Consider the following 6,498-nt stretch of genomic DNA (forward strand, 5'->3'; position numbering starts at 1 on the left):
ATAGTGGGATAAAAAAGTATTGTATCACAGTATTTTTTTATCTACTATTCATCTGAAATATTGAATATAGGTTATGTTAAAGCACGAATAACCAATAAAAGAGAAACCCTTAAGACTATTATATTTTCACTTTACACTTTAATTATATCATCTACAAATATATATACTTTTGACTATCTAGTAATCTAAATGTATATAACATATAGATTTATTATACAGAACAAACGTTCTACAAATCAATACTAGTGCTATTATTATTTTGACCTTTTTCTTAAACAGTATACAAAAAAGAGTAGTGATTCGAATGTATCTCAAATCGGCTACTCTTTTCTTTACAATCTTCCTATTAAATTATACGGCTGTACTTCCCACGTTTCATACGGAATAAAATGTGTTGCTCTCATTGCATCAAGCGTTCTGGATTTCATATGAGGACGCGTTATATACTCATCTATGTTCTCTTCATTTAAATCAACAAATTTAGCCTCTTGTATCTCTTCAGGTTGAGTTTTTATTTCACCACTTATATATGCTACTTTAAAAACAACAGCTAGAATATGCATAGAGGTATTATAATAAACCCCTGTAATTCCGATAGGCTTCACCGTTAACCCTGTTTCCTCTTTTATTTCCCTACAGACAGCTTGATCGAGCGCTTCGCCTTCTTCTACCTGTCCTCCTGGCAACTCCCACGTATCAGCTCGCCAGTGCACTTTTGTTAATAACACTTCATTTTTTTCATTTGTTAAATAACCTGCTACAGCAACTATATGCTTTGGTGTCTTATGTTCCATATTAAGCCTCCTAGAGATAATGAATATTTTATATATCCCTATAATCATATTCACTACCTACAACAAAATACCTTTAATACTTCATCACCTTAATTAACTTCATAAAAAAGACCCTATCCGCTAAGCGAAAAGGGTCATCTATCGTATTACTCTCCTAAGTCTACGTTGTGATAAACTTGTTGAACATCTTCCAAATCTTCTAATGCATCAACCATTTTCTCAAATTGTGCTTGAGCATCTTCAGGAAGTGTTACATCACTTTGTGCAAGCATTGTTAATTCTGCAACTGTAAACTCCTCAACGCCAGCACCTTTAAGTGCAGATTGTACTGCATGGAATTGATCTGGTTCAGCATACACGATAACAGAATCTTCTTCTTCTAGAATGTCACGTGCATCTACATCTGCTTCCATTAAAATTTCAAGAACTTCATCTGATGTTTTACCTTCAAGGCCGATAACAGCTGTCGCATCAAACATGTAAGCTACAGAACCGTTCACACCCATATTACCACTGTTTTTGCTAAATGCAGCTCGTACATCTGCTGCAGTACGGTTTACGTTATTTGTAAGTGTATCTACAATAACCATAGCTCCATTTGGTCCGAATCCTTCATAACGAAGCTCGTCATAATTTTCTTCTGAACCGCCTTTTGCTTTTTCAACTGCACGATCAATAATTGTTCTTGGAACATTGTATGTTTTCGCACGCTCTAATACAACTCTTAGCGCTTGGTTTGATTCTGGATCTGGCTCGCCTTGTTTTGCTGCCACATAAATTTCACGCCCAAATTTCGCGTATATACGGCTTGTATTTGCATCTTTTGATGCTTTTTTGTCTTTAATATTGTTCCATTTACGGCCCATACTTTCCACTCTCTTTCCCGTTTTAAATCTACATAAAAATATTAATATGAAATATAATGTGTGTTCAACACATTTTTAAAAGAAATATAAAAAGTTCATTTTTGATTCATATTACAGACATAATATAAATCACTATCATTTTGTTCTTTCGACAAGTTATATTATACATGAATTCCTACGTTTATTACGAATTTTAGAAGCACATAGTATAATTTAACAAAAAGACTCTAACATTTCTGTTAGAGTCTTTTTATATTGCTGACACCTTTTTCTATAATATTCCTATAATTACTTTCTATTGCTGTATAATAAAAATAGGGGAAAATTTGAAGAAAAGAGAGAGGGAGAATTATGACACATTCAAATGAGAAAAAAGCACATAGTCTTAAAGGGATAGAAGAAAAGTTAAACCCAACTATCTATCAAGTGAGATTCATGAAATTAGATGAACCAATTCAATTTGAGTCGTTCCCTGAATTAAAAGATTTAGGGGACTGGTTAAGTACTTCAACGCATATGCGGGCGTGCCACTCAACTATGTATAAGTACAACAGAGAAGGGTTTGAAAAGAAGTTTTTAGAGGTTACAAACTTAACCGTTGATAGTGTACTAATATCTACTGGTGGTATCGGATTTAACTTCATGTCACCGGGGTGGAGAAATTCTCTCTAGAGTACTCGAAAGAAATATTGTATATACAATACTTTTTCTGCTTATTTTGTCATGTAATGAAAAGAAAACAAAAAAGCTCTATACTAATTGTATAGAGCTTTTTTACGCCGTTCATGATACCGATGGTCGGGGTCGAACCGACACTCCCGAAGGAACACGATTTTGAGTCGTGCGCGTCTGCCAATTCCGCCACATCGGCACAAAAGAAAAGGCGGCAACCGGATTTGAACCGGTGATAAAGGTTTTGCAGACCTCTGCCTTACCACTTGGCTATGCCGCCATATTAAATTTTATTGGAGCGGAAGACGGGATTCGAACCCGCGACCCCAACCTTGGCAAGGTTGTATTCTACCACTGAACTACTTCCGCAAAAATGGCTGGGCTAGCTGGATTCGAACCAGCGCATGACGGAGTCAAAGTCCGTTGCCTTACCGCTTGGCTATAGCCCATCGAATTCTTACTTAATTATATGTAAGTATCCATTAGATTATTTGTAATTTTTAAAATAAAAATGGGGCGACTGATGGGAATCGAACCCACGAATGCCGGAGCCACAATCCGGTGCGTTAACCACTTCGCCACAACCGCCATGTTGTGTAAATATATTTGGCAGGGGCAGTAGGAATCGAACCCACACTGGAGGTTTTGGAGACCTCAGTTCTACCTTTAAACTATGCCCCTATGTAAATGGTGGAGGGGGGCAGATTCGAACTGCCGAACCCGAAGGAGCGGATTTACAGTCCGCCGCGTTTAGCCACTTCGCTACCCCTCCGAAACTTACATGGTGCCGGCTAGAGGACTTGAACCCCCAACCTACTGATTACAAGTCAGTTGCTCTACCAATTGAGCTAAGCCGGCGTATTTTATTAAAATAAATGGTGGCTCGGGACGGAATCGAACCGCCGACACGAGGATTTTCAGTCCTCTGCTCTACCGACTGAGCTACCGAGCCTTATTAAAATGGCGGTCCCGACCGGGGTCGAACCGGCGATCTCCTGCGTGACAGGCAGGCATGTTAACCACTACACCACGGGACCATTTGGTTGCGGGGACAGGATTTGAACCTGCGACCTTCGGGTTATGAGCCCGACGAGCTACCGTGCTGCTCCACCCCGCGATAATACTATTCATATAAAATTTATATGGTGGAGGATGACGGGATCGAACCGCCGACCCCCTGCTTGTAAGGCAGGTGCTCTCCCAGCTGAGCTAATCCTCCAAAGTGGTGACCCGTACGGGATTCGAACCCGTGTTACCGCCGTGAAAGGGCGGTGTCTTAACCACTTGACCAACGGGCCAAATACTATAAATCCTATGGCGGAGAGCAAGGGATTCGAACCCTTGATACGCTTGTGACGTATACACGATTTCCAATCGTGCTCCTTCGGCCAACTCGGACAGCTCTCCAATGGCTCCGCAGGTAGGAATCGAACCTACGACCGATCGGTTAACAGCCGATAGCTCTACCGCTGAGCTACTGCGGAATAATATTGCCTGGCAACGTCCTACTCTCACAGGGACAAGGTCCCAACTACCATCGGCGCTAGAGAGCTTAACTTCCGTGTTCGGTATGGGAACGGGTGTGACCTCTCTGCCATCATTACCAGACATTATTCTTTTGAGACAATCATTATTATAACTTATTTACTTTAAAAGTCAACAAGTTTTTTATGTTCTCTCAAAACTAGATAACATTGCTACATATTATATGGTTAAGTCCTCGATCTATTAGTATTCGTCAGCTCCACATGTCACCATGCTTCCACCTCGAACCTATCAACCTGATCATCTTTCAGGGATCTTACTAGCTTACGCTATGGGAAATCTCATCTTGAGGGGGGCTTCATGCTTAGATGCTTTCAGCACTTATCCCTTCCGCACATAGCTACCCAGCTATGCCCTTGGCAGAACAACTGGTACACCAGCGGTGCGTCCATCCCGGTCCTCTCGTACTAAGGACAGCTCCTCTCAAATTTCCTACGCCCACGACGGATAGGGACCGAACTGTCTCACGACGTTCTGAACCCAGCTCGCGTACCGCTTTAATGGGCGAACAGCCCAACCCTTGGGACCGACTACAGCCCCAGGATGCGATGAGCCGACATCGAGGTGCCAAACCTCCCCGTCGATGTGGACTCTTGGGGGAGATAAGCCTGTTATCCCCGGGGTAGCTTTTATCCGTTGAGCGATGGCCCTTCCATGCGGAACCACCGGATCACTAAGCCCGACTTTCGTCCCTGCTCGACTTGTAGGTCTCGCAGTCAAGCTCCCTTATGCCTTTGCACTCTACGAATGATTTCCAACCATTCTGAGGGAACCTTTGGGCGCCTCCGTTACACTTTAGGAGGCGACCGCCCCAGTCAAACTGCCCACCTGACACTGTCTCCCGGGTCGATAAGACCCGTAGGTTAGAATTTCAATACAGTCAGGGCGGTATCCCACCAGCGCCTCCACCGAAGCTAGCGCTCCGGTTTCAATGGCTCCCGCCTATCCTGTACAAACTGTACCAAAATTCAATATCAGGCTACAGTAAAGCTCCACGGGGTCTTTCCGTCCTGTCGCGGGTAACCTGCATCTTCACAGGTACTATAATTTCACCGAGTCTCTGGTTGAGACAGTGCCCAAATCGTTACACCTTTCGTGCGGGTCGGAACTTACCCGACAAGGAATTTCGCTACCTTAGGACCGTTATAGTTACGGCCGCCGTTTACTGGGGCTTCAGTTCAGAGCTTCGCTTACGCTAACCCCTCTCCTTAACCTTCCAGCACCGGGCAGGTGTCACCCCCTATACTTCGCCTTACGGCTTCGCAGAGAGCTGTGTTTTTGCTAAACAGTCGCTTGGGCCTATTCACTGCGGCTTTCCGTTAAGAAAGCACCCCTTCTCCCGAAGTTACGGGGTCATTTTGCCGAGTTCCTTAACCAGAGTTCTCTCGCACACCTTAGGATTCTCTCCTCGCCTACCTGTGTCGGTTTGCGGTACAGGCACCTTTTATCTCGCTAGAAGCTTTTCTTGGCAGCGGGGAATCAAAGACTTCGCTCCATAAGGAGCTTCCCCATCACAGCTCAGCCTTTACGATAAGCGGATTTGCCTACTTATCAGCCTAACTGCTTGGACGTGCACAACCAATCGCACGCTTCTTCTATCCTTCTGCGTCCCTCCATTGCTCAAACGATAAAGAGGTGGTACAGGAATATCAACCTGTTGTCCATCGCCTACGCCTGTCGGCCTCGGCTTAGGTCCTGACTAACCCTGAGCGGACGAGCCTTCCTCAGGAAACCTTAGGCATTCGGTGGACGGGATTCTCACCCGTCTTTCGCTACTCATACCGGCATTCTCACTTCTAAGCACTCCACCAGTCCTTACGGTCTGACTTCACTGTCCTTAGAACGCTCCCCTACCACTGATACCATTGGTATCAATCCGCAGCTTCGGTGGTGTATTTAGCCCCGGTACATTTTCGGCGCAGAGTCACTCGACTAGTGAGCTATTACGCACTCTTTAAATGGTGGCTGCTTCTAAGCCAACATCCTAGTTGTCTAAGCAACTCCACATCCTTTTCCACTTAATACACACTTTGGGACCTTAGCTGGCGGTCTGGGCTGTTTCCCTTTTGACTACGGATCTTATCACTCGCAGTCTGACTCCTAAGGATAAGTCATTGGCATTCGGAGTTTGACTGAATTCGGTAATCCGATGAGGACCCCTAGTCCAATCAGTGCTCTACCTCCAAGACTCTTACACTTAAGGCTAGCCCTAAAGCTATTTCGGGGAGAACCAGCTATCTCCAGGTTCGATTGGAATTTCTCCGCTACCCACACCTCATCCCCGCACTTTTCAACGTGCGTGGGTTCGGGCCTCCATTCAGTGTTACCTGAACTTCACCCTGGACATGGGTAGATCACCTGGTTTCGGGTCTACGACCACGTACTAAACGCCCTATTCAGACTCGCTTTCGCTGCGGCTCCGCCTCTTCAGCTTAACCTCGCACGGGATCGTAACTCGCCGGTTCATTCTACAAAAGGCACGCCATCACCCGTTAACGGGCTCTGACTATTTGTAGGCACACGGTTTCAGGATCTCTTTCACTCCCCTTCCGGGGTGCTTTTCACCTTTCCCTCACGGTACTGGTTCACTATCGATCACTAGGGAGTATTTAGCCTTGGGA

Annotated in this window: 3 protein-coding genes, 15 tRNA genes and 2 rRNA genes (1 of these 20 only partly in view); 1 reads left to right on the plus strand and 19 read right to left on the minus strand. The window is 44.6% G+C overall.

Features of this window, described 5'->3' with window-relative positions; all coding sequences use genetic code 11:
* Positions 1–332: 332 nt before the first annotated feature.
* The gene (locus B9A45_RS27670; protein ID WP_000400456.1) at positions 333–794 is read right to left on the minus strand and encodes an NUDIX hydrolase; all 462 of its coding nucleotides are present in this window, start codon (positions 792–794) and stop codon (positions 333–335) included.
* A 146-nt stretch (positions 795–940) separates the two neighbouring features.
* Complete coding sequence (locus B9A45_RS27675) at positions 941–1,660, minus strand: YebC/PmpR family DNA-binding transcriptional regulator (RefSeq protein WP_000532952.1); 720 nt, start codon at positions 1,658–1,660, stop codon at positions 941–943.
* A gap of 351 nt (positions 1,661–2,011) precedes the next feature.
* Here B9A45_RS27675 and B9A45_RS27680 point away from each other — a divergent pair, with 351 nt between their 5' ends.
* Positions 2,012–2,332, plus strand: coding sequence for a DUF3884 family protein (locus tag B9A45_RS27680; RefSeq protein WP_016112116.1), 321 nt, complete (start codon positions 2,012–2,014; stop codon positions 2,330–2,332).
* Positions 2,333–2,449: 117 nt separating this feature from the next.
* On the opposite strand, the gene B9A45_RS27685 is transcribed toward B9A45_RS27680, so the two are convergent.
* From B9A45_RS27685 to B9A45_RS27765, 17 genes are all read right to left on the minus strand, one after another.
* Positions 2,450–2,531 (minus strand) — tRNA-Leu (locus B9A45_RS27685).
* Between the two features lie 10 nt (positions 2,532–2,541).
* A tRNA-Cys gene (locus tag B9A45_RS27690) sits at positions 2,542–2,612 on the minus strand.
* Between the two features lie 14 nt (positions 2,613–2,626).
* Positions 2,627–2,701, minus strand: a tRNA-Gly gene (locus tag B9A45_RS27695).
* Between the two features lie 5 nt (positions 2,702–2,706).
* A tRNA-Gln gene (locus B9A45_RS27700) sits at positions 2,707–2,781 on the minus strand.
* Positions 2,782–2,844: 63 nt separating this feature from the next.
* Positions 2,845–2,920 (minus strand) — tRNA-His (locus B9A45_RS27705).
* A gap of 19 nt (positions 2,921–2,939) precedes the next feature.
* Positions 2,940–3,013 (minus strand) — tRNA-Trp (locus tag B9A45_RS27710).
* Between the two features lie 7 nt (positions 3,014–3,020).
* Positions 3,021–3,104 (minus strand) — tRNA-Tyr (locus B9A45_RS27715).
* Between the two features lie 10 nt (positions 3,105–3,114).
* Positions 3,115–3,190: transfer RNA gene (locus tag B9A45_RS27720), tRNA-Thr, on the minus strand.
* An 18-nt stretch (positions 3,191–3,208) separates the two neighbouring features.
* A tRNA-Phe gene (locus B9A45_RS27725) sits at positions 3,209–3,284 on the minus strand.
* Positions 3,285–3,293: 9 nt separating this feature from the next.
* Positions 3,294–3,369: transfer RNA gene (locus B9A45_RS27730), tRNA-Asp, on the minus strand.
* Positions 3,370–3,372: 3 nt separating this feature from the next.
* Positions 3,373–3,449: transfer RNA gene (locus tag B9A45_RS27735), tRNA-Met, on the minus strand.
* Between the two features lie 26 nt (positions 3,450–3,475).
* Positions 3,476–3,551: transfer RNA gene (locus tag B9A45_RS27740), tRNA-Val, on the minus strand.
* A 4-nt stretch (positions 3,552–3,555) separates the two neighbouring features.
* Positions 3,556–3,630: transfer RNA gene (locus B9A45_RS27745), tRNA-Glu, on the minus strand.
* Positions 3,631–3,647: 17 nt separating this feature from the next.
* Positions 3,648–3,739, minus strand: a tRNA-Ser gene (locus tag B9A45_RS27750).
* 2 nt (positions 3,740–3,741) lie between these two features.
* Positions 3,742–3,816: transfer RNA gene (locus tag B9A45_RS27755), tRNA-Asn, on the minus strand.
* Positions 3,817–3,824: 8 nt separating this feature from the next.
* Positions 3,825–3,940 (minus strand): 5S ribosomal RNA (gene rrf / locus B9A45_RS27760).
* A gap of 100 nt (positions 3,941–4,040) precedes the next feature.
* Positions 4,041–6,498 (minus strand): 23S ribosomal RNA (locus B9A45_RS27765); it runs 464 nt beyond the window's last position.

Source organism: Bacillus sp. JKS001846 (assembly GCF_900176455.1).
Taxonomy (GTDB): domain Bacteria; phylum Bacillota; class Bacilli; order Bacillales; family Bacillaceae_G; genus Bacillus_A; species Bacillus_A cereus.

Bases quoted from the DNA above. Each gene is read 5' to 3' on its own strand.
- B9A45_RS27670 (WP_000400456.1), bottom strand. From the start codon at position 794: ATGGAACATAAGACACCAAAGCATATAGTTGCTGTAGCAGGTTATTTA.
- B9A45_RS27675 (WP_000532952.1), bottom strand. From the start codon at position 1,660: ATGGGCCGTAAATGGAACAATATTAAAGACAAAAAAGCATCAAAAGAT.
- B9A45_RS27680 (WP_016112116.1), top strand. From the start codon at position 2,012: ATGACACATTCAAATGAGAAAAAAGCACATAGTCTTAAAGGGATAGAA.